This is a genomic window from Aromatoleum aromaticum EbN1, from assembly GCF_000025965.1.
Taxonomy (GTDB): domain Bacteria; phylum Pseudomonadota; class Gammaproteobacteria; order Burkholderiales; family Rhodocyclaceae; genus Aromatoleum; species Aromatoleum aromaticum.
On record NC_006513.1, the window covers coordinates 1,227,539 to 1,247,505 of the forward strand.

20 protein-coding genes are annotated in these 19,967 nt (G+C 67.3%); 5 read left to right on the forward strand and 15 right to left on the reverse strand.

Annotated elements, in window-relative coordinates; genetic code table 11:
- Positions 1 to 10 precede the first annotated feature (10 nt).
- The 8 genes from EBN1_RS05850 to EBN1_RS05885 all read right to left on the reverse strand — a co-directional run bounded on the left by EBN1_RS05850 (position 11) and on the right by EBN1_RS05885 (position 7,344).
- Entirely contained in the window at positions 11 to 424 is a 414-nt protein-coding gene (locus EBN1_RS05850) for an iron-sulfur cluster assembly scaffold protein (RefSeq protein ID WP_011236998.1), read from the reverse strand.
- Positions 421 to 2,112 (reverse strand): NTP transferase domain-containing protein, encoded by a 1,692-nt coding sequence (locus tag EBN1_RS05855; RefSeq protein WP_011236999.1) that lies wholly within the window; start codon positions 2,110 to 2,112, stop codon positions 421 to 423. Before EBN1_RS05855 ends, EBN1_RS05850 begins: the two co-directional genes overlap by 4 nt.
- Before the next feature lie 42 nt (positions 2,113 to 2,154).
- Positions 2,155 to 2,871 carry an XdhC family protein gene (locus tag EBN1_RS05860; RefSeq protein WP_011237000.1) on the reverse strand — a complete coding sequence of 239 codons (717 nt, stop codon included), beginning with the start codon at positions 2,869 to 2,871 and terminating at the stop codon, positions 2,155 to 2,157.
- The gene (gene meaB / locus EBN1_RS05865; protein WP_049780198.1) at positions 2,868 to 3,998 is read right to left on the reverse strand and encodes a methylmalonyl Co-A mutase-associated GTPase MeaB; all 1,131 of its coding nucleotides are present in this window, start codon (positions 3,996 to 3,998) and stop codon (positions 2,868 to 2,870) included. The genes EBN1_RS05860 and meaB overlap by 4 nt, the downstream gene beginning before the upstream one ends.
- A 74-nt stretch (positions 3,999 to 4,072) precedes the next feature.
- Positions 4,073 to 4,459: a hypothetical protein gene (locus EBN1_RS05870; protein ID WP_011237002.1), complete on the reverse strand. Its 387-nt coding sequence runs from the start codon at positions 4,457 to 4,459 to the stop codon at positions 4,073 to 4,075.
- A 31-nt stretch (positions 4,460 to 4,490) separates the two neighbouring features.
- Positions 4,491 to 4,883, reverse strand: a complete 393-nt coding sequence (locus EBN1_RS05875) for a RidA family protein (protein ID WP_011237003.1) — start codon at positions 4,881 to 4,883, stop codon at positions 4,491 to 4,493.
- A 96-nt stretch (positions 4,884 to 4,979) separates the two neighbouring features.
- Complete coding sequence (locus EBN1_RS05880) at positions 4,980 to 6,950, reverse strand: oxidoreductase (RefSeq protein ID WP_011237004.1); 1,971 nt, start codon at positions 6,948 to 6,950, stop codon at positions 4,980 to 4,982.
- A 148-nt stretch (positions 6,951 to 7,098) separates the two neighbouring features.
- On the reverse strand, positions 7,099 to 7,344 hold the full coding sequence (locus EBN1_RS05885) for a hypothetical protein (protein WP_041645873.1): 246 nt from the start codon (positions 7,342 to 7,344) through the stop codon (positions 7,099 to 7,101).
- Between the two features lie 250 nt (positions 7,345 to 7,594).
- Between EBN1_RS05885 and EBN1_RS05890 the strand changes: the two genes are divergently transcribed.
- Positions 7,595 to 9,037: a catalase gene (locus tag EBN1_RS05890; RefSeq protein ID WP_011237006.1), complete on the forward strand. Its 1,443-nt coding sequence runs from the start codon at positions 7,595 to 7,597 to the stop codon at positions 9,035 to 9,037.
- On the opposite strand, the gene EBN1_RS05895 is transcribed toward EBN1_RS05890, so the two are convergent.
- Complete coding sequence (locus EBN1_RS05895; protein ID WP_041645875.1) at positions 8,955 to 9,362, reverse strand: hypothetical protein; 408 nt, start codon at positions 9,360 to 9,362, stop codon at positions 8,955 to 8,957. The genes EBN1_RS05890 and EBN1_RS05895 overlap by 83 nt on opposite strands.
- Before the next feature lie 154 nt (positions 9,363 to 9,516).
- Between EBN1_RS05895 and EBN1_RS05900 the strand changes: the two genes are divergently transcribed.
- Positions 9,517 to 10,698 (forward strand): methyltransferase, encoded by a 1,182-nt coding sequence (locus EBN1_RS05900; RefSeq protein WP_011237008.1) that lies wholly within the window; start codon positions 9,517 to 9,519, stop codon positions 10,696 to 10,698.
- A gap of 177 nt (positions 10,699 to 10,875) precedes the next feature.
- On the forward strand, positions 10,876 to 11,343 hold the full coding sequence (gene bfr / locus EBN1_RS05905) for a bacterioferritin (RefSeq protein ID WP_011237009.1): 468 nt from the start codon (positions 10,876 to 10,878) through the stop codon (positions 11,341 to 11,343).
- 92 nt (positions 11,344 to 11,435) lie between these two features.
- On the opposite strand, the gene EBN1_RS05910 is transcribed toward bfr, so the two are convergent.
- The 6 genes from EBN1_RS05910 to EBN1_RS05935 all read right to left on the reverse strand — a co-directional run bounded on the left by EBN1_RS05910 (position 11,436) and on the right by EBN1_RS05935 (position 18,704).
- Positions 11,436 to 12,515: an ABC transporter ATP-binding protein gene (locus tag EBN1_RS05910; RefSeq protein ID WP_011237010.1), complete on the reverse strand. Its 1,080-nt coding sequence runs from the start codon at positions 12,513 to 12,515 to the stop codon at positions 11,436 to 11,438.
- A 215-nt stretch (positions 12,516 to 12,730) separates the two neighbouring features.
- Entirely contained in the window at positions 12,731 to 13,981 is a 1,251-nt protein-coding gene (locus EBN1_RS05915; RefSeq protein ID WP_011237011.1) for an NnrS family protein, read from the reverse strand.
- On the reverse strand, positions 13,975 to 14,832 hold the full coding sequence (locus EBN1_RS05920) for an ABC transporter ATP-binding protein (RefSeq protein ID WP_011237012.1): 858 nt from the start codon (positions 14,830 to 14,832) through the stop codon (positions 13,975 to 13,977). The genes EBN1_RS05915 and EBN1_RS05920 overlap by 7 nt, the downstream gene beginning before the upstream one ends.
- Positions 14,829 to 15,620, reverse strand: a complete 792-nt coding sequence (locus tag EBN1_RS05925) for an ABC transporter permease (RefSeq protein ID WP_041645877.1) — start codon at positions 15,618 to 15,620, stop codon at positions 14,829 to 14,831. Before EBN1_RS05925 ends, EBN1_RS05920 begins: the two co-directional genes overlap by 4 nt.
- A 10-nt stretch (positions 15,621 to 15,630) precedes the next feature.
- On the reverse strand, positions 15,631 to 16,644 hold the full coding sequence (locus EBN1_RS05930) for an ABC transporter substrate-binding protein (RefSeq protein WP_011237014.1): 1,014 nt from the start codon (positions 16,642 to 16,644) through the stop codon (positions 15,631 to 15,633).
- A complete protein-coding gene (locus tag EBN1_RS05935; protein ID WP_011237015.1) occupies positions 16,644 to 18,704 on the reverse strand; it encodes a TonB-dependent receptor in 2,061 nt (686 codons plus the stop codon). The genes EBN1_RS05930 and EBN1_RS05935 overlap by 1 nt, the downstream gene beginning before the upstream one ends.
- Before the next feature lie 12 nt (positions 18,705 to 18,716).
- Here EBN1_RS05935 and EBN1_RS05940 point away from each other — a divergent pair, with 12 nt between their 5' ends.
- Positions 18,717 to 18,908 (forward strand): hypothetical protein, encoded by a 192-nt coding sequence (locus tag EBN1_RS05940; RefSeq protein WP_157866584.1) that lies wholly within the window; start codon positions 18,717 to 18,719, stop codon positions 18,906 to 18,908.
- Between the two features lie 201 nt (positions 18,909 to 19,109).
- On the forward strand, positions 19,110 to 19,394 hold the full coding sequence (locus tag EBN1_RS05945; RefSeq protein ID WP_157866585.1) for a hypothetical protein: 285 nt from the start codon (positions 19,110 to 19,112) through the stop codon (positions 19,392 to 19,394).
- Positions 19,395 to 19,967: the final 573 nt, after the last annotated feature.

Genomic DNA, 19,967 nt, shown 5'->3' on the forward strand with positions numbered 1-19,967 from the left:
CGCCGCTTCCTCACCCCTCGGCGACGGCCTTCGCGAGGGCTTCGAATGGGATCAGCACGCAGCCGTGGCGGCTGCGGTGCTGGCGCACCGGCTCGAACACCGCCAGTTCGGTCCAGCCGTCCGGCCGCTCGCCGCCGGCGAGCATCGCCGCGACTCCGGCGCGCAGCGCCTCGGAGTCGGCCGCGGACAGGCCGACACCGTGCAGGCCGATCACCGACGCTGCGGCGCGGCACAGCAGGCAGCCTTTCACCTCGTGGGCGAGCGCGACGATGCGACCGTCGGCGACGCGGACTTCCATGCGCACGCGGTCGCCGCACACCGGGCTGTCGCGCATCGCCGAGCCCGACGGCGCGTCGAGCCTGCCGGCGCCGCACGCGGCCGCGGCGAGTTCCTTGATGCGCTGGTTGTAGAGGGCCTCGATCACGTGACCGGCTCCTCGATGATGCCGCTGCCGGACTGGGGGACGAGCGACGCTTCGGCCTGCGCGAGATCGCCGGGCCGGTCGACATCGACGAAGATCGCGTCGTCGTCGATCGCGATCCGCTTCACGCGGTCGGCGTTATGTTCGATGAGGCCGCGCGCGCCCTGGTCGCCGCAGATGCCCGCCATCGCGGCGAAGAACTCGCGCGGCCACAGGATCGGATTGCCGCGGCGGCCGTCCTTCTCGGGCGTGACGATCGACGGGGCCGCGGGGTCGAAGGCCGCGATGACGCGATCGACATGTTCGGCGGTGATCCGCGGCATGTCGCCGAGCAGCACGATCACCGCGTCGATGTCGTCCGGCAGCGCCGCGATGCCGTGGCGCAGCGAGCTCGACATGCCCTGCGCGTGGTCCGGATTATCGACGAGCGTCGCCCCGCTCGCCGCGAGCACCGTCCCGACCGCTTCGGCCTCATGGCCGACGACGACTGTCACCGACTCGGCACACGACGCGCGAGCCGCATTGACGGCGCGCAGCACCATCGGTACGCCGCCGACTTCGATCAGCAGCTTGTTCGGGGCGCCCATGCGCGAGGACCGTCCGGCTGCCAGCACGAGCGCGGCAACGCGGGGCGCGCCCGGCCGGCGCGGCGCTGCGGAACTTTCGCCGTCGCCGTCCTCCGCATCTTCTGCCGCGTCGTCTTCAGCTTCGAGCGGACTGCGGATCAGGCCGCCGACGCCCAGTCGCATGATGTCTTCGCGCGTCGGGACTAGCCCGGCGAGCAGCCGCTGCAGCACCCAGTCGAGTCCGTTCGTGCGCCGCGAGCGGCCGCAGCCGGGCATGATCACGACCGGCACGCTGCCGAGATGCGCCAGCACGAGCATGTTGCCCGGCTCGACCGGCATGCCGAAATGGTCGATCCGCCCGCCGGCCGCGGTGACGGCCGCCGGCGCGATGTCGTGGCGGTCCTTCGCGACCGTCGCGCCCGACACGAGCACGAGGTCGCAGCCGGCCGCGAGCGCCTGGCGCACCATCGCTTCGAGCGCTGCGCGCTCGTGCGCGCAGCGCAGCACCAGCGCGAGACGGCTGCCGAGCGCGTCGAGGCGGTGGCGCGTCGCGGCGACGGTTCCGGCGAAGACGCTTTCCTTCATGCCGGGCAGCTCGCTCAGGATCAGCGCGACGCGATGCGGCTTCAGTTCGGCGACGCGCAGCAGCGGGCCGGCCGACGCGATCTCGCGGCACGCGTCGATGAGGCGCGCCGGCACCGCGAACGGGATGATCTTGACGGTCGCGACGACCTGGCCGGCGCGCGCGACCGCGTGCTGCGGCAGCGTGCCGATCGCGACCGCTTCGTCGAGCAGGTTCAGGCGGTCGATGCGCTCGCGGTCCACCTGCACGATGCCGCGCAGCGACGCGTGCAGGTTGCAGCGGCCGGTGTAGGGCGGGCGCGTCGCGGCATTCGTGTCCGCCCCGGTCAGCAGCGCCGCGATCTGCGCTGCTGCGGCGTCTTCGGCGACGTCGCCGGGCGCGAGGCGCGCGCCGAGGACGGTATTGATGCCCGCGTCGCGCAGCCACGCGAGATCGGCCGCGGCGAGCGTGCGGCCTTTTTTCAGCGTCCTGCCGCCGACTTTCAGCGTATGCGCGAGCATCACGCCGGCGGCCGCGTCCGTGTCGAATTCACCGAAAATCATGGGAGTCTCCAGGACCGTCGCCGGTCCGCTGCGGGAATGCCGTCATGTCGGGCGATGCCTCGCCTGCACGACCTCGGCGAGGATCGCGACGGCGATCTCGGCCGGCGCGCGCCCGCCCAGGTCGAGCCCGACCGGCGAGTGGATGCGGGGAACCGCGTTTTCCAGCCCCGCCTCGCTGAGCCGCGCGACGCGCTTCGCGTGGGTGCGCGTGCTGCCGAGCGAACCGATGTAGAACGCGTCGCTGTGCAGCGCGACGATCAGCGCCGGATCGTCGAGCTTCGGGTCGTGCGACAGCGTGACGACGGCGGTCTGCGCGTCGATGCCGAGCCGCTCCAGCGCCTCGTCGGGCCATTCAGTCATCACGCTGACGCCCGGCAGGCGCTGCGGCGTCGCGAACGCGCGCCGGGGGTCGACGACGATCACTTCGAAGCCGGCGATCGCGGCCATCGGCGCGAGCGCCTGCGCGATGTGCACTGCGCCGACGATGACGAGCCGCGGCGCGCCGACGTGGCAGCGCGCGAACAGCGCGCCGTCGGCCGACGCGAGCGCGCCGCTGCGGTTCGCCCGCAGGCGCTGGCGCGTCTCGGCGAGCTGCTCCGGCGTCAGCGCCAGCGCGCCGGAAAACCCGTCCTGGTTCTCGTTTGCGCTTTCCTCTTCGTGCACCAGCGCCGCTTCGCCATCGGCAAGCCGCGTGACCACCGCCACCGGCCGCTTCGCGCGGCGATCGGCGAGAAGCTGCTCGAACATCGCCGCTTTCATTCGATCCGCTCCACGAGAACCTGCACCCGGCCGCCGCACGCGAGACCGACCTCCCACGCCTGCTCGTCGCTGACGCCAAACTCGAGCAGGCGCGGCCTGCCGTCGGTGATGACCTCTTGCGCTTCGCCGATCACCGCGCCCTCGATGCAGCCGCCGGACACCGAACCCAGGAACGCCCCGCTCTCCTCGACCGCGAGATGGCTGCCTTCGGGGCGCGGCGACGAACCCCAGGTCCGCACCACGGTCGCGAGGGCGACGCCACGGCCCACCGCACGCCAGCGCCGCAGCTGCTCGAAAAGTTCGTCGTCGGTCGCGGGCGCCGCCGGCATCGCGTCGCTCGCCGCCGAAGGGGTCGCGGCGCGCAGCCGCCGCCCGATGCCGGTGACGCCTGTGTGGGCGTCGATCCGCTCCACGAGCTCGGCGATCCCTTCGCCGCTCGTCGCGACCGTGCGCAGCACCGGCACCGTCCAGTGTTCGTCGCGCTGCAGTCCGCCGCTCGTCTGCAGGTCGAGCATCGTGCGCGCGGCGAGCGGCGAGTCGCCCTTGTTCACGACGAGGATGTCGGCGATCTCGAGGATGCCCGCCTTGATCGCCTGCACTTCGTCGCCGAGTCCCGGCGGACACACGACGACGTTCGTGTCGGCGACGCGGCCGATCTCGACTTCGGACTGCCCGACGCCGACCGTCTCGACGACGACGACATCGAAGCCCGCGGCGTCGAACACATCGACGAGTTGCGCGGTCGTGCGCGACAGGCCGCCGAGGTGGCCGCGCGACGACAGCGACCGGATGAAGACGCGCTCGTCGGCGCCGTGCCCGCCCATCCGCACGCGGTCGCCGAGCAGCGCACCGCCGGTGACCGGGCTCGACGGATCGACGGCGACGACCGCAATGCGCCGGCCGCGCGCGAGCAACTCACCGAGGAGCGCGTTGATCAGCGTCGATTTGCCGGCTCCCGGCGCACCGGTGATGCCGACGATGTGGGCACGGCCGCGGTGCGACGCGAGGCTCACGAGGAGCTCGGCCGCACCGGGGCGGCCGTTTTCGACCGCAGTCAGCGCGCGCGCCAGCGCGGGACGCGAGCCGCCGAGGACTGCCGCCGGATCGATGTCTGCGGAAAAGCTCATCGCTGCAGTGACATTTGTTTGACGTCCAACCATCTTGCCCGTGTGCGCCCGCTCGCGCAACCGCCCACGCGGCGTCAGTGCCGCGGAAACACGAGCCCGAAGTCCTCGACGAAATCGGACAGGCCGGCGTCTTCAAGGTCTTCGAGCGTCCTCAGCATGTAAGGATGCAGCTTGCCGCGGCGCACGAGCGGCGCGACCTGCGCGAGGCCGTCGGCGAGCACCGCGGCGAGCGCGTCGCGGTCGGCGACGAGCAGCATCGCGACGTCCGCGTCGAAGTCGCCGCGGTAGCTGCGCAGCGTCACGTTCGCGCCTTCAAACGTGCCGCGCCACACGAGCACGCGGCCGTGGCGCGCGGCGAAATCCTCCTTCGTCAGCACGCCGATCGACGCGTCGGCCGCGGGCACGCCGTCGCGGTCGAGCATCGCTTTCCACGCGGCGCAGTCGAGAAGCCCGTCGCTCATCGCGTCGTCCGCGCAGTCGTCACGACGCCGTTCAGGCCGGCAGCATCGCCGTGACCTCGATCTCGACTTTCGCGCCCTTCTCGACGAAGCCGGCGACCTGCAGCGCCGTCATCACCGGGAAATGCTTGCCGATCAGCTCGCGGTACACGGCGCCGATTTCAGCCAGACGGGCGTTGTACTCGACGCTGTCGGCGAGATACCAGTTCATCCGCACGATGTGGGCCGGGCGCGCGTCGGCTGCGGCGAGGACCGCGACGATGTTGCCCAGGGCCTGGCGGACCTGGGCGACGAGATCGTCGCTGCGGAACTGCTCCTGTTCATCCCAGCCGACCTGGCCGGCGACGAACACCATGCGCCCGCTGGCGACAATGCCGTTTGAATAGCCCTTGGGGCGTGCCCATCCGGGCGGTTGCAGAAATTGCATCGGTTCGGTCTCCTTGCGTTTTCGAGTGGGCAGTGCAACCGCGCCTGCTTCCTGCGCGCGGTGCGGCTGCACTGCCGTTTGCGTGACGGCGCCGGCTCAGATCCGCACGCCGAGCCGGTAGCCTTCGTGGATCGCGGCGTCGAGCCCGCGCGCGATGACCGCGTCGCCAGCACCGTGCAGCTCATCGACCATCCACTGGAATTCGTGGAACAGGTCGTGGTTCGCCTTGCGCGGCCCGGACACGATGACGGTGTCGGCTTCGACGAAAATCTCCTCGCCTTTGCCGTTCTTCACTGTCGCGCCTTCGACCGTGACTTTCGTCAGCACCGACGACGTCAGCGTGCGGATGCCGAGTTCCTCGATCCACGCCGAGTGGCGCCACTTGAACGACGGCATGACGTCGCCGGCGATGCGCTTGTCTTCCTCGACGAGCACGACTTCGTGGCCCTGCTTGCACAGCGATTCGGCCAGCGTCAGGCCGATCTTGCCGGCGCCGACCATGACGATGCGCTTGCCCGGAGTCACTTTGCCGGTCGCAACGTCGAGCGCATCGACGAGCTGCTCATGGCCTTCAATGTGACGATAGGCTTTCATGTCGGTGCGCGAGCCGGCCGCGACGATGCACACGTCGAACTGGTGCAGGATGCTGCGCATGAACTTCGCGTTCGCCTCGGTGTTGAAGCGCACGTCGATCTCCATCTTGCGCGCCATCGTCTCGTAGTACTTGATCACCGAGATCAGGTCGTCGGGCCGCGCGAGATCGTTCGCCGCATAGCCGGCGAGGCTGCCGCCGATGCGGTCGCCTTTCTCGAACACGGTCACCTCGTGGCCGCGGCGCTTCGCGGTGATCGCCGCTTCCATGCCGGCGGGGCCGGCGCCGATGATCATGATCTTCTTCTTCACCGCAGCGGGCGTGACGTGGTATTCGGGCTCGACTTCGTGGCCGAGCGCCGGGTTCATCGCGCAGGTGTAAGGCAGGTCGCGGAACAGGCGCGACAGGCAGTTCAGCGAGCCGATGCAGCGGCGCACCTCGTCGAGCCGGTCTTCGGCCGCCTTGTGCAAGAGCTCCGGGTCGGCGAGCATCGGGCGGCACACTTCCCAGTAGTCGAACACGCCGTCGGCGATGCACTGGTTCGCCATCACCGGGTCGGGCAGGCGGTTGCCGAACGTGATCAAGGTGTTCGGGAAAAGTTTCTTCGCTTTCGCCGACAGGTAGTTCCAGTGCCCCGGCGCGACGTCGCGGCCGATCGACGATTCCGGCGCTTCCTGCCAGCCGACGGTCACCGAAATCATGTCGACGCCCGAATCGACCGCCTGCTGCATCAGCTCGAAGCACTCGTCTTCGCTGTTGCCGCCCCAGCGGTCCATCAGCTCGGCACCGTTCAGGCGCACGACGAGCGGATGCTCGGGAGTGGCCTGCTTGATCGAGTCGATCAGTTCGCGCATGAAGCGGCCGCGGTTCTCGATCGAGCCGCCGTATTCGTCGGTGCGCTGGTTCGTGAAGCGCGAGTTGAAGTTCGCCAGCAGATAGCCCATGAAGCTGGTCACTTCGGTGCCGTCGAAGCCCGCGCGGATCGCGCGTTTCGCGGCATCCGCGTGTTGGCCGATGATCGCGCGGATCTGCTCCTTCGTGACTTCCCTCGGCGGGCGGAAATGCGGCAGCGTCTGCGGCACGACCGACGGCTGGATGCAGTAGCCCAGGTCGATGCCCCCGTAGCGCCCGGCGTGCAGGATCTGCTGGATTGCGACCGCGCCGCCGTCGTGGATGTACTGCGCGATGGTCTCGAATTGCGGCAGGAACTTGTCGTCGAACAGCGCCACCTGGCGGAAGTACGATTTGCCTTCGCCGAGCGGGTCCGGGTATGCGCCCTGGTTCGTGATGATGCCGGCGCCGGTCGCGGCGATGACGCGCATGCGGGCGAGTTCGCGCGGCGTGATGTAGCCGTCGCGCGTGTTGTAGTTCGACACGCAGCACGCGCCGTACTTGACCATGTTCTTGGTCGGATACTTGCCGATCTGGCCGGGTTTGAACAGATGGGGGAGCTTGAGCTCGCCGGGTCGGGTCATGCGGGTCTCCAGTGGATTTCGTTGCTCATGAACGAAGCGTTGCAGGGATATGGGTAAAAACGGGGGTAAAAACGGGTCGGCGGGCCGGAGCGGGGAGCGCGCGGGAACTGCGCGACGCCCACCGCTCCATGCCGATTGCGTAGCAGCCTCACGCGGCGACGGTCGCGGTCTTTCGTCCTTTCACCGGCGGAAGGGAGTCCATGAACGCCCTCAGGCTGTCGCCCTGCATCTCGCGGATGAGCGCGACGACTTCGCCCAGCGACGAGGCGCACACGCACGAACAGACCGCGGGGAAGTCGCCCCTGCTGCGCGCCTCCGGCGCGGGCGCGTCGGCGGCCGCGTCCTCTTGCTCCAGTTCCTGAATGAGCGTCATCACATTGCCCAGTGCTGTCATGGCCTTTCCTCCTTCCACGAATCCACCTCGTCATCGAGGCGGCTGAATATGGATTCAATATAACCATGCACTGTTTGCGGCACCCCCCCCATGCGGGAGGGGTTTGCGTCGCCGATAGCCGCATTCCGGCGGCACTGCAATCACCGCTCGAGAGGGATTGATCGACGTCAAGGAAGCGGCTGTCGCTTCCGCCAGCATGCAGTTCGATACACAGTGGATGAACATTCCCGCAACAGACCAGGAGGACATCATGACGGAACATTCGAAACTCACCACGGCTGCGGGTTGCCCCGTCGTCGATAACCAGAACGTCATGACCGCCGGACCGCGCGGCCCGCAGTTGTTGCAGGACGTGTGGTTTCTCGAAAAGCTCGCCCACTTCGATCGCGAAGTGATTCCCGAGCGCCGCATGCATGCGAAAGGCTCCGGCGCCTACGGCACTTTCACCGTCACCAACGACATCACGCGGTACACGCGCGCGAAGCTCTTCTCCGAACTCGGCAAGAAAACCGATCTGTTCGTGCGGTTTTCCACCGTCGCGGGCGAACGCGGGGCGGCGGACGCGGAGCGGGACATCCGGGGCTTCGCGGTGAAGTTCTACACCGAGGAGGGAAACTGGGATCTCGTGGGCAACAACACGCCGGTGTTCTTCATGCGCGATCCGCTCAAGTTCCCGGACCTCAATCACGCGGTCAAGCGCGACCCGCGGACGAACCTGCGCAGCGCACGCAACAACTGGGATTTCTGGACTTCGCTCCCGGAGGCCCTGCACCAGGTCACCATCGTGATGAGCGACCGCGGCATCCCCGCGTCCTACCGCGAGATGCACGGATTCGGCTCGCACACCTTCAGCCTCATCAATGCGAACAACGAGCGCTACTGGGTCAAGTTCCACATGGAGTCGCTGCAGGGGATCCGCAACCTTACCGACGCGGAAGCCGAAGCGGCGATCGGCAAATGCCGCGAGACGCACCAGCGCGACCTGTTCGACGCGATCGAAAGGGGCGACTTCCCGAAGTGGAAGTTCTGCGTGCAGGTGATGCCCGAAGCGGACGCCGCGAAGGTTCCGTACCATCCGTTCGATCTCACGAAAGTCTGGCCGCACAAGGACTACCCGCTGATCGAGGTCGGCATCCTCGAACTCAATCGCAACCCGGCCAACTACTTCGCGGAAGTCGAGCAGGCGGCATTCAACCCGGCCAACGTCGTGCCCGGCATCGGCTTCTCGCCCGACAAGATGCTGCAGGGCCGGCTTTTTTCGTACGGCGATGCGCAGCGCTACCGCCTCGGCGTCAATCACGTGCACATCCCGGTCAATGCGCCGCGTTGCCCGGCGCACAGCTATCACCGCGATGGCGCGATGCGCGTGGATGCCAATTACGGCGCGACTCTCGGCTACGAGCCCAACAGCTACGGCGAGTGGCAGGAGCAGCCCGATTTCCGCGAGCCGCCGCTCGCGCTCGGCGGGGCGGCCGACCACTGGGACTTTCGAAAGGACGACGACGACTACTATTCGCAGCCGCGCGCGCTGTTCCGGCTGATGACGCCGGAGCAACGCCAGACGTTGTTCGAAAACACCGCCCGGGCGATGGGCGACGCCCCGCTCGAAATCAAGCAGCGCCATGTCGAGAACTGCTCACGGTGCGATCCGGCGTATGGCGCGGGCGTCGCGAAAGCGCTCGATCTCGGCTGAGTCCCGAACCGCCGCTCGCGGCGCCGCGGCATAAACTCGCGGCGTCCGGCGGTCGGCCTTCGAGGGCAAATTCCTTGACGTTCAGGTCATCCCACGGCTTCGCGCACTTGTCGGCGGCATCCCAGACGTAGATCTTGCCGTCGGCGTTGCGGACGAAATAGCCGTCCGGGCCGACGAGATGCGGCGCGTTCGTGTCCTTCTCCAGGAACTCCGCGTCGTAGAGCTCGTTGACCAGCACATGACACAGGCCCAGCGCGAACTGCCGGTCGGCCGCCGGGCGGAAGACCCCGGAAGAACGCGGCGCGAAGAATGCAGGCCTGGGCATCTGGCAGCGTCGGGATCGCGCTTCCACTGCCGCAGTTGCCTGCAGTTGCCAATCCGTTCGCTCGCCGGCAGCATGCAGGCGGGCACCAGGACCTTTCCGCCCGCTTTTCTGACGCTCCCTGAATCACTCCTTCCAACCCGGCTGCTCCCGCCCGATGAACCACCGCGAACGCCTTCTCGAACTGCAGTCGGTGCTGCTGCAATACCAGTCGCTATGGCGGCCGCAGCCTTTTCACGTCCGGCGCCCTGAATGGTGCGATCAGTGGCCGATGCTGGCCGAAGCGGTGCTCGGGTTCGACGAACCCGCGCTCGAGCGATTCACCGCCGATCCCGCCGCGTGCCGCGCGTGGCTCACGCTCCGGCTGCCGGCAGCTGCCACGCTCGAGCTGTTGTGCGACATACCGGCGCTCGTCCCGCGCGTGCTGCCGCCTGTCGACACCCGGTTCGACTGGTCGATTCCCGGACGCAAGCGCGAGCAGGTCGAAGCTTTCGCCGCGCACGGGCATGCCGCACAGGCGCCGTTGCTCGAATGGTGTGCCGGCAAAGGGCACTTGGGAAGGCGCCTCGCGCTCGCCGACCGGGTGCCGGTCCGCTCGCTGGAACTCGACCCGACGCTGTGCGAAGCGGCGCAACGCCTCGCACAGCGCGCCGGCGTCCAGCAGACCGTGCTGTGCGCAGACGCGCTCGCGCCGGGGTCGCGAACACACGTTCGCGGCCACACCGTCGTCGCGCTGCATGCGTGCGGCGAACTGCACCGCACGCTGGTGCGCTCCGCCGCCGCCGACCGCGCGCACAGCTACCGCATCGCGCCCTGCTGCTATCACCTCGGCGCCGACGGCGGCTACCGCCCGCTCAGTTCAGAAGCTTCGCTGCCGCTCGACGCCGCCGCGCTGCGCCTCGCGGTGACCGAGACCGTCACTGCGCCCCGCCACGTGCGCCAACGCCTCGCCCGCGACCAGGCGTGGAAGCTCGGCTTCATCGCGCTGCGCAACGCGCTCGAAGGCGAGGCGGCCCGCCTTTTCCGCCCGGTGCCGTCATCCTGGCTGTCGGGCGACTTCGCCGGCTTCTGCGCAGCCCTCGCGCAGCGCGAGCGCGTGCATCTCCCGGCCGCAATCGACTGGACGCACTGGCTCACAACCGGCGAGCGCCGCCGCGCCGAAGTGCGGCGCTTCGAGCTCGTTCGTCACGCGTTCCGGCGCGGGCTGGAGACGTGGCTCGTCATGGATATCGCGCTGGGATTCGAAGAGGCGGGGTTCGACGTCGAAGTCGGCACCTTCTGCGCTCGCGCGCTGACGCCGCGAAATCTGTTGGTGCTCGCCCGGCGGCGGGAGATGTAGCGTTTCCGATCCGATGCCGGTCCGTCACGTTCTTTCTTGAACGTCGATTTCACAGGCGGGGCGGCCGACGCTGTAGCGGCCCCTGATCAACAATGCGTATTCCCTTTAAGACCCGGTTTGAGCTATGTTGAAGGACGATTTCAAGGTGCTGCTGCCCGGGACCACGAGGAGAACGCAATGAAAGGCGACAATCAAGTAATTGATCATTTGAACGCGTTGCTGTCGGGCGAAATGACGTCGGTAGATCAGTATTTCATCCATTCAAGGATGTACGACAACTGGGGGCTGCCCAAGCTGCACGAACGGATTGCCCATGAAATGTCGGAGGAACTCGAACATGCCTCGGGCCTCATCGCGCGCATCCTTTTCCTGGAAGGCACGCCGGATCTATCCAAGCGCGACCCTCTGCAGATCGGCCAGACTGTCCCCGAGATGCTGAAGAACGACCTCGCTCTGGAATTGAAGGTCGTCGCCCACCTGAAGGACGTGATCGCCTACTGCGAAACGGTCAAGGATTACCAGACGCGCGAGATCCTTGAAGGCATGCTGGCTGACACTGAAGAGGATCACACCTACTGGCTGGAAAAACAGCTCGGTCTGATCGACAAGGTAGGGTTGGAGAATTATCTGCAGTCGCAAATGTGATCCCGTCTTGCGACGAGGGGCGTTGCTCGGCCGGGCGCGCGTGCACCCGGACCCGCTCTGCCGTGTGGCCGCCTCCCGCGCGGATCGGAATCTCAGCACGTCTGCGCCATTGCGCCCGTTTCGCCATGGAAAGCGATCACGTGGTCGGCATCCAGGCGGATTCCGATGTTCTCGCCGATGGGGTGGTCGTGGTGGCTAGAAACGAGGGAAAACACTCGTGCCCCGCTCTTCAGTTTCAAGGTGTAGAGAAATTCTGCACCACGGAAAGCCTTGCCCACCACCTGCGCTTTGACGTCGCTCACGTCATCGAGCACGACGTCGTCCGGGCGTAGCAGGACGTGTACCGGACAGCCGCAGGGACAACCGGCGATGCATTCTTCGGGGACGCATCCGTCGAGGACGCCGAGTTCGATTTTCACCTGACGTGGGCCGCGCACCTCGCCCGGCAAGAACACGCCTTCACCGATAAAATCGGCGACGAAACGATTCACCGGGCGATGGTAAAGGTTGTACGGCGAGTCCCATTGCTGAATATGGCCTTCGTGCATGACCCCGATTTCGTCTGCGACGGCAAAGGCCTCGTTCTGATCGTGCGTGACGAGAATCGCCGTGGTGCCGGTCACCCTGAGGATTTCGCGCACCTCGCGCGATAGTCTCTCGCGCAAATTCACGTCCAGATTCGAGAACGGTTCATCGAGCAGCAGAATCTGCGGCTTCGCGGCGAGTGCCCGCGCCAACGCCACGCGCTGCTGCTGGCCGCCCGAAAGCTCGTGCGGAAACGCCCGCCCCAGCGCGCCCAGGCCGACGATTGCAAGCGCCTCCGAGACCCGCGCGGCTCGCACTCGGGCGGACTGCCGATGCAGTCCAAATCCCACGTTCTCGGCGACCGAGAGATGCGGGAAAAGGGCATAGTCCTGGAACACCATGCCGACACCCCGCAGCTCAGGAGGTATGTGGCGCCCAGGACTGCTGACTACCACGCCGCTCAGGGCGATTTCCCCTTCAGCGATCCGTTCGAACCCCGCGATGCAGCGCAGCACAGTGGTCTTGCCGCAGCCGGAGGGGCCCAGCAGACACGCAATGCTTCCTTGATCGAGCGAGAACGATAACGATCTTACGACCGGCCGATTGCCGTAAGCGCAAGAGACGTTTCTCAGGTCCAGGAGTGGCATGGGAACCGATGTGTCCTACAGGACGAAGTGACGGGTTTGCACAAGATGAGATCAATTATAATTCTCATTCTCAAAAACGCGACAATTCCGGCCCACCGAATTGAAGAGACGCGGACCGGACGGTCGAGTCAGGAGAGGCGCCGGAGTGGCTTTCCCGTTGCGCTGCGGGTGCGGCCAACCAAGGCAGGGCTCTGTAGTCGCAGCGTTGCAGCGCGTCAGCTGCCGTCCGGGGTCGGCGGCGGCCCTTCGCAGCCGACCCCGCCGTTCGCGCGTGCGCGGACGAAGAGCGGCGCGAGGTAAGCGCAGCACAGCGCAAACGCCAATACCCACGCGACGCTTGCGGCGCTCATCCACGCAACACCATGGCTGCCCGCTCCCCCGGCGACAGCGCGCATGACGGCGGCGGCAACGAGCAACGCGGCGCTGGCCGGAATCCACCGGCGTTCGTCGAGCGGGTAGCCGCCATGCGTACGACCGGCGATGCAGACGACGACGAATACGCTCAGGCCGAGCGCCCCCACGGTCAATAGGTGACGCCCGCTGCTGACGGCGCCGTCGCCGCCGATCAGCGCGAACCCGATCAGGCCGAAGCCGCTCGCCATCAGGACATACACCAGATACAGCATCAATGGCCAGCGCCGGAAAAGCGGGCGGCCGACGTGCCAGTCGTTGAGCAGATTGAAGAGCGCCGCCGACGCCGCGAGGGCCAGCCAGCCGCCGAGCCGCACGCCGGGCGCGACGAACTCGACGGCGGTGTACAGACCGATGCAGACAATCGCCAGATTGCGCCGCGGCGGACGGGCGCGATATTCATCCCGCAACGTGCCGCCTTTTTCGCGCCACGTGTCAATCGACGCATTGACGATGCGCATCGAGATGCGACTCAGCGCGACGACGATCAGGATCATCAGCACGCCGAGCGTCGCGTGGAGCCAGCGCGCGGGCGACGCGCCGCTCAACGCGTCGGCGTAGAAGCCGGCGACCAGCAGCGTCAGCGCGATCAGCGCCCAGAGAAAAGATAGGTGGCGTCGCTCGGGGTGACGCCACAGTCGCGGGGCGAGCAGAAAAATCAGGCCGGCGAGCAGCGCGAGATGGGCGAGCGCCGAGACGATCAACGCGGCCGTGCCAACGGCCCCCGACGCCCAGAACGCCACACGCCCCGTCAGCCACGACAGCGCGAGCAGCCGCACCGCGCGCGGGCCGACCGCAGGGCTGCGGGTGAACTCGGGCACCGCGGTGAGCGCGAAGCCCGCTACCGCCGCGAGTCCGAAGCCGAACAGCAGTTCGTGCGCGTGCCAGACGAAGGCTCCGCCGGGAGTGGCGGGCAGCGGCACGCCCCAGGCGATGAAGGCGCCCCACGCAAGAACGAGCAGCGGCGCGGACAGCACGGCGAACAGGAAGAAGGAGCGGAAACCGCACAGCCAGACAGGATGATCGAGGGACCACAGGCGCCGCAGCGTCAACATGAGCTTGCCCTCTTTGCCTTTACCATCGGCACCCGCCCGCCGTGGGGCAGATCGGCGACATGCAGCGCCGGCTCCGCCGCAGGCATGTGAACCGCCCTGCCGTCCGCCGGAGGCACGGGCCCGAGGCCGAAACTCTGCCGCACCGCCGGCACGCGCAGCAGTTCGGCCGTCCGGTGATACGTGTGCGCTTCGTCGCGCGCGCAGGCGGGAGTCGGCAGATCGACGCGGTACACGATGCGGCCGGGCTCGGGCGCCATGACGAGAATCGTGTCGGCGAGCCGGACCGCTTCCATCAGGTCGTGAGTGATCATCAGCACCGCGAGCCCGTGCTCGCGCTGGTGGTCGAGAAGCAGGCGGTGCAACTGGCCTTTCAGGCCGATGTCGAGCGCCGAAAAAGGTTCGTCCATGAGCAGCAGGTCGGGCGCGAGCACCAGCGCGCGGGCCAGCGCAACCCGGCTCTGCATGCCGCCCGAGAGCGCGTGCGGAAACTGGTCCAGCGCGAGGTCGTCGAGACCGACCGCATCGGCAATCATCGCGCTGCGCCGGATTCGCTCGGCGCCCGGGACGCCGGCGGCTTTCAGGCCGAGCGCGATGTTGTCCCGCGCCGTCTTCCATGGCAACAGCCGAGGTTGCTGGAACATCACGGCCGGACGCGCGAAGCTGTTTTCGAGCTGGCCGCGCTGCACCGGCACGAGCCCCGCGCACAGGTGCAGCAGCGTCGTCTTGCCGCAACCCGAAGGGCCGACCAGCGCCATCACTCGCCCCGCTTCGAGAGTGAGGTCGATGTCTTCGAGCACCGTTTTCAGCGCGTACGCGTGAGCGAGTTCGGTGACTGCAAGACGAGGGTTCATGCAGCGTTCTCCCGCCAGCGCTCGACTTCCCGCTTGACCGGTTCGAGCATGAGGTATTCGACTGCCAGCAGGCTGCCGACGACCGCACAGATCCACGCCAGCGTGCCGGCCGTGTCGAGATGCGAGCGGGTCACTGCGAGCGCGGCGCCGACGCCGTCGCTCGACGACAGCAGCTCGGCCATGACGACGACTTTCCACGCGGTGCCGAGCGCGGTGATCCACGCCGGGAAAAGATACGAGACGACGTGCGGCAGATAGAGATCGAAGAATTTCATCCGTGCGGGCAGCCGGAACGCATGCGCCATGTCCTTCAGGTGGTGGTCGAGCGTGCGCGTGCCCTGCAACGCGCCGACGAAGATCACCGGAAAGCACGCGACGACGACGGTGAACACCGGCGTACCGTCCGAAGCGCCGAACCACAGCATCGCGAGCACCAGCCACGCGATCGGCGGCGTGCCGAGCAATACCGTGACGAGCGGCCGCGACATCATCGACGCGGTCACCGACACGCCGGCGGCGAGCCCCAGCGCAGTGCCGATCGCGACTGCAATCGCGAGCCCGATCAGCGCGCGTCGCGCGGTCACGGCAAGCTCCGGCCACGCGGCTCCGGTCGTGACGAGGTCGGCGAGTGTGGCGAACGTCGTCAGCGGATCCGGCAGGATCAGCGAACCGTAGATCGCGCTGCCGCCTTCCCATGCCGCGAGCAGCAGCAGCAGGCTCGCGATCGCGCCCCATCCGCTCCACAGATAGGCCGGCAAGCCGCCGATCCACGCTCGCAGCAGCATCATGACCACACGCTCACGGCTTGCAATCCGCGCATTTACCGCCGTAGAACGCGTCGCCCGGCAGCTTGCCGCCGATCAGCGCGGGGTTGCGCGCCTTGAGCTGTTCGAAGAAGAACGCGAGCGCCTCGCGCGCCTGCGTCGCCGGCACCGCGTCGAGCTGGCTCACGCCGATCGCGTCGGACACCGCTTCCGCGCTGAGGATGTCGATGTGCTTGGCGACCATGCGGCCGCATTCGAGGGCATGCGTCCGGCACCATGCGAGCGACGCGGCATAGGCCGCCTCGATGCGCGCGAGGATCTCGGGCTGCTCGCGCACCGCACCGACTGCGGCAATCCCGGCCTGCGGGATGCGGGTGCTGCGCGCGTACAGGCGTCCCCATTCCTGCTGGAAATCGACGCTACGGTGCAGTTCCGGCGCGACGAGGCCGAGCGGGAACGACTTCGTCTTGCGCAACGCCATCGACACTGCCGGCTCGGCCAGCAGCGCGTGGTCGACGCGCTGCATCACGAGCAGCTGCATCGCGTCGACCGGGGTCGCGACGTAGCGCAGGCGAAAATCCTTGCGCACGTCGAGGCCCTGACGCGCGGCGAGGAGCTGGAACATGATGTCCGGCATGTCGCCGCGGAACGGCATCGCGATCTCCTCGCCGCGGAAGTCAGCGAGCGTCTTCCTGTCCGGCGAGCGCGACACCATCCACAGCGCCCCCCACGTCGACACGTTGAGAAGCGTGACCGGGGCGCCGCGGTTGTGCAGGTTCGCGGCGACGTTGGTTGGCATCGCCAGGACGTCGGCCTTGCCATCGAGCGCCATCGCGCGCAACTGGTCCGGGTCGCGCCACTGGACGAAGCTCACGGATTCGGCGAGATCGGCGAGCGCGCCGGTCTCGACCATGTGGATCAGCGGCGCCGACACGACCGCGCCGGGGCCGCCGAGGACGAGGCGCGGCAGCTTGTCCGCGTGCGCGGCAAGCGGTGACAGCAGCGCGGCGACCAGGCCGAGGATGTGGAAGAAGCGCCGGATGCCCATCAGAACTGCCCCTGCCACGACACCATCAGGCTGCGGCCCGGCGAGTCGATCTCCATCCCGGACACGCCTTCGGTCAGGTGCTCGTGGTACGGCTTGTCGAACGCGTTCTTGAGCGCGACGCGCACGCGCTGGCGCTGACCGTGCCAAGTCGCGCCGAAGTCCGCAGTCGCGAAGCCCGACGTCTCGTTCTCGGTGCCGGCGGCAAACACGGTCGCGACGCGGTCCTGCTTGCGCACGAGGCGCAGCGTCGCATCCGCGGTCCACGCCGCAGCCACCCTGCCCTCCCAACCCAACGACATTTCGTCGGCCGGCATCTGGAACAGCGGCTCGTCGAGATCCTCGTTCTCGCCGCGCACGCGCGAGTACGCCGCCGTCAGCCATTGCCCCCGCACGGCCTGCCAGCGCGCCTCGGCTTCGACGCCGACCAGCGTCGCGCGGCCGAGATTGAACGTTTCCTTGCAGGCGCTGGCGTTCGCGGCCGGGCAACGGTTCGTGCCGGGCGCACCGGAGACGTTGCGCCCCGTGATGTAGTCGGTGATGCGCGTGCGATACGCGGACAGCGCGTAGCTAAGGTCGTCGTCGGCGCCTTTCAGGCCGATTTCGAACTGGGTGGCGATCTCCGGCTCGATGCGCGGATTGCCGACGTAGTAGTAGCCGTCGCTGCGCGGCGAGGACTCGAAGCGCTCGCGCATCTCGCCGGCGCGAAACGCGCGCGAAACGTTCGCATACGGCCGCAGCAGCTTCGACACCTCAAAAATCGCGCCGAGACTGCCCGAAGTCGCGCTGTCGCTGCGCTCGAGGCCGCGCGTGATCGCGCCGTTGTTCACCGAATCCGCGTCGCCTTCGACCCAGTCGCGGCGCAGCCCGGCGAGCACGTTGAGGCGGCCGAAGCGCATGTCGTCCTGCATGAAAACGCCGATCGCCTCGATGCGCCCGTCGTCGAAAGGATCGTTGCGGCCTCTCGCGAACGTCGGCGGGCTGCTGAGGAAACGCTCGGGCGACGCTTCCATTTGCCACGCATTGACGCCGAACGACAGCAGATGGTCCGGGTGGGCGAGCCAGTCGGCGCGGGCATCGAGTCCGTCGGTCGCGAACGTGACTTCGGTATCGGAGAAGTCGCGCCCGAACGGCCCTTTCGCGCGCGCGGCGATCTCGCGCTCCATCTCCTGCCGATATACGCGAACGTCGACATTCACCGGCGTGTCGCCCGAGCCGCGCCGGCTGTAGCCGACTTCGACAAGCTCGCGCGTTTGAGACGGCGAGTGGATGATCGAGCTGCGGATCTGCGGATGCGGATGCGGCTTGATCGAGCCCGGGTACGACACGTCACGGTCCTCGTGCTGCTGCAGCGACAGCCGCAATTGCTGCGAATCATCGAGGCGAAAGCGGTACTGTGCGATGAAACTGTCCGAATCGTAGTCGGTGTGATCGACTTCGCCGTCGGAGGCGCGGTAGTCGCCGATGCGCGCGAGCGACGCTCCGAGCATCAATGCGTGATCGCCGCCGGAGGCATTCATCACCGCGGTGCCGCGCACCCCGTCGTTCGCGGTTTCGAACTCGGCGCCGGCGCGGGTCTGCACCCCGGCTTCGAAGCGCGCCTGCGGGAGAAGGACGTTGATCGCGCCGCCGAGCGCCCCGGTCCCGTACAGGACCGAAGCGGGGCCGCGCACGACTTCGATGCGCTCGGCAAGTCCGAGCGACATGAAAGACGCGATCGCGCCGGCAGGCTGCGCCGAGTTGAGCCGCATGCCGTCGACGAGAAGGACGACGCTTTCCTTCTTCAGCCCGCGGATCACGGGATTCTGCCCCTGCGCACCATCGCTCGCGACCGCCAGGCCAGGCTGGCCACGCAACGCTTCGCCGACATTGTCTGCGCCGCGGTCGAGCCACTCCTCGCGCTCGACCGCCGTCACCGACGCCGGAGTTTCGACGTTCGCCGAAGCGTAGCCCTTGGCCGTCACGGTCACCTCGGAGAGGTGCGCCGCTTCATCGGCGTGCGAAAGGGAGGAAAAAGCGCAGGCGAGCGCGGCGTACACTACGCTCGGACGGAGAGTCGGCATGGAGGATTCCGGTTGGAAACGGTGCTGGCTCGCATCCTGCTGGCTGACCGTGTGTTGCAAAGAGTTGCGACCACTCTACAGAAACGCCAATCATTCTCATTTGATTTGTATCAAAAATCGCCCTTCGCCTCGACATTGCGTTGCCCGGCTTACCCCACTCCTCTCGTGCGCGTCGACGGCACGGTGCAGTTCGTGAATCCGTAGTCCTTCATCGATGCGGGCGTCTATGGTTACGGCAGTGAGTGAAATCTGTGCGTACGGGGCACCACTTCAAGACGTTCGACGAGCGTTGCCTGGAAGCGGGTAAAACGCTCGAACTGCAAATTTTCGACGTCGGCCTCGCCGGCGGACACGATGAGTGGGGGCCGGCCTGTTCGAATTCGTCACCGCGCTTGACAAGCCATCATGCGTATCTACAATTGCGAACAATTCTCATTCGTGAATACCCATAACATGTCCGTGATTAGCCTGCCCCACTCTGCCTTCCCCGATCAGCTGGCCCTCCTTGCCGGCACGCTGGCCCACTTGTCGAACTATATGCATACCGGCTGCCCGCGCTCCGCCCATCGCGCACGCCTGTTACTCCACAGGATGGATCACCAGCCGACATTCGATCCCAGCTTGCTCGACTCCTGCCGAATGCTCGAACAGGAAATCACCAGGACATTGGCGGTCCCGCAGCAAGCATGAAGCGGAAGCCCCGGGCGATGCTCGTGCCTGATTTCGAGACCGCCTCGGTGGCGCTGTTTCGCGAGCTTGCCCGGCGAATCGGGAACCCAAACCCAATTGACATTCATCTAGCGCAACCACTGCGAGGAGCGACAAGGGGCGCAGGATTCCCGCCGCGGTCGAATCTCCCGCCGAGCCCGCTCTCGCGCGTCCGGAATGAGTGCTAGCATGAATGCGACTTACTTTCATTACGCGCAAAATCCTGGGAGCAAAGAATGAAGAAATCCGCAGTCATCGCAGCGAGCATCGCCCTCCTCGCGTTCGTTCCGACCGCCTTCGCCTCCGGAACGGGCGAACCTGCCAGACATTACAAAGGCGAGCCGGCAAAGACGCTTCCTGAAGCCGTAAAGAACTTTTCCGTGCGCATTCCGACGAACGTGACCGCCTGCACCGACGAACGTGACCGGTGGGGGCGCGCGCAAGCGTGGGGTTCAGATTCTAACCGTGTCGGTCACGATCACGGTCAATTCGGGGCACGGCGCAGGCTTATCCACAGGCGGCCGCCAGCGCGCCTCATACGCTGGCGGGCGGGCG

What these genes read in the sequence shown, in the direction of transcription:
- EBN1_RS05855 (WP_011236999.1), bottom strand. Translation starts at nt 2,112, where the DNA reads ATGATTTTCGGTGAATTCGACACGGACGCGGCCGCCGGCGTGATGCTC.
- EBN1_RS05860 (WP_011237000.1), bottom strand. Translation starts at nt 2,871, where the DNA reads ATGAAAGCGGCGATGTTCGAGCAGCTTCTCGCCGATCGCCGCGCGAAG.
- meaB (WP_049780198.1), bottom strand. Translation starts at nt 3,998, where the DNA reads ATGAGCTTTTCCGCAGACATCGATCCGGCGGCAGTCCTCGGCGGCTCG.
- EBN1_RS05870 (WP_011237002.1), bottom strand. Translation starts at nt 4,459, where the DNA reads ATGAGCGACGGGCTTCTCGACTGCGCCGCGTGGAAAGCGATGCTCGAC.
- EBN1_RS05875 (WP_011237003.1), bottom strand. Translation starts at nt 4,883, where the DNA reads ATGCAATTTCTGCAACCGCCCGGATGGGCACGCCCCAAGGGCTATTCA.
- EBN1_RS05880 (WP_011237004.1), bottom strand. Translation starts at nt 6,950, where the DNA reads ATGACCCGACCCGGCGAGCTCAAGCTCCCCCATCTGTTCAAACCCGGC.
- EBN1_RS05885 (WP_041645873.1), bottom strand. Translation starts at nt 7,344, where the DNA reads ATGACAGCACTGGGCAATGTGATGACGCTCATTCAGGAACTGGAGCAA.
- EBN1_RS05890 (WP_011237006.1), top strand. Translation starts at nt 7,595, where the DNA reads ATGACGGAACATTCGAAACTCACCACGGCTGCGGGTTGCCCCGTCGTC.
- EBN1_RS05895 (WP_041645875.1), bottom strand. Translation starts at nt 9,362, where the DNA reads ATGCCCAGGCCTGCATTCTTCGCGCCGCGTTCTTCCGGGGTCTTCCGC.
- EBN1_RS05900 (WP_011237008.1), top strand. Translation starts at nt 9,517, where the DNA reads ATGAACCACCGCGAACGCCTTCTCGAACTGCAGTCGGTGCTGCTGCAA.
- bfr (WP_011237009.1), top strand. Translation starts at nt 10,876, where the DNA reads ATGAAAGGCGACAATCAAGTAATTGATCATTTGAACGCGTTGCTGTCG.
- EBN1_RS05910 (WP_011237010.1), bottom strand. Translation starts at nt 12,515, where the DNA reads ATGCCACTCCTGGACCTGAGAAACGTCTCTTGCGCTTACGGCAATCGG.
- EBN1_RS05915 (WP_011237011.1), bottom strand. Translation starts at nt 13,981, where the DNA reads ATGTTGACGCTGCGGCGCCTGTGGTCCCTCGATCATCCTGTCTGGCTG.
- EBN1_RS05920 (WP_011237012.1), bottom strand. Translation starts at nt 14,832, where the DNA reads ATGAACCCTCGTCTTGCAGTCACCGAACTCGCTCACGCGTACGCGCTG.
- EBN1_RS05925 (WP_041645877.1), bottom strand. Translation starts at nt 15,620, where the DNA reads ATGATGCTGCTGCGAGCGTGGATCGGCGGCTTGCCGGCCTATCTGTGG.
- EBN1_RS05930 (WP_011237014.1), bottom strand. Translation starts at nt 16,644, where the DNA reads ATGGGCATCCGGCGCTTCTTCCACATCCTCGGCCTGGTCGCCGCGCTG.
- EBN1_RS05935 (WP_011237015.1), bottom strand. Translation starts at nt 18,704, where the DNA reads ATGCCGACTCTCCGTCCGAGCGTAGTGTACGCCGCGCTCGCCTGCGCT.
- EBN1_RS05945 (WP_157866585.1), top strand. Translation starts at nt 19,110, where the DNA reads ATGCGTATCTACAATTGCGAACAATTCTCATTCGTGAATACCCATAAC.